Source organism: Klebsiella sp. HN106 (genome assembly GCF_051209435.1).
GTDB lineage: Bacteria > Pseudomonadota > Gammaproteobacteria > Enterobacterales > Enterobacteriaceae > Klebsiella > Klebsiella oxytoca.
The window spans coordinates 1-319 of the sequence record NZ_JBLURD010000183.1 but is presented as its reverse complement, the minus strand read 5'-3'; the positions used below and the strand labels follow the sequence as shown (position 1 = coordinate 319).

Below are 319 nucleotides of genomic sequence, written 5' to 3'. Positions count from 1 at the left end.
CCAATGCCCGGCCGCCAGATCATGCCGATGACGCTCCAGAGTGAAGGCCGCTCGCCTCCGTGGGCCGCCACTTTGCGCACGGTACCGTTAATAAGCCAGGCGACGAGCGGTAGTCCCATGGTGACACAGGCCAGCACCGCCACGCCAAAATGGCTATAGATCAATAATCCCAGCGGGGCGCCCACCGCCAGCGAGCCGTACATCGCCATGCCGTTCCATGACATCACTTTGCCGGAACGGGCCGGTCCCACCAGGCCCATCCCCCAGCTCAGGTTTCCGGTCAGCAGCTGGCTTTCGCCAAACCCGAGGATCAAGCGGC

General features: G+C 63.9%; 1 pseudogene. It reads right to left on the bottom strand.

Annotated elements, in window-relative coordinates:
- A pseudogene (locus tag ACSIPU_RS30860) lies at nucleotides 1-319 on the bottom strand (arabinose transporter); the annotation flags it as partial.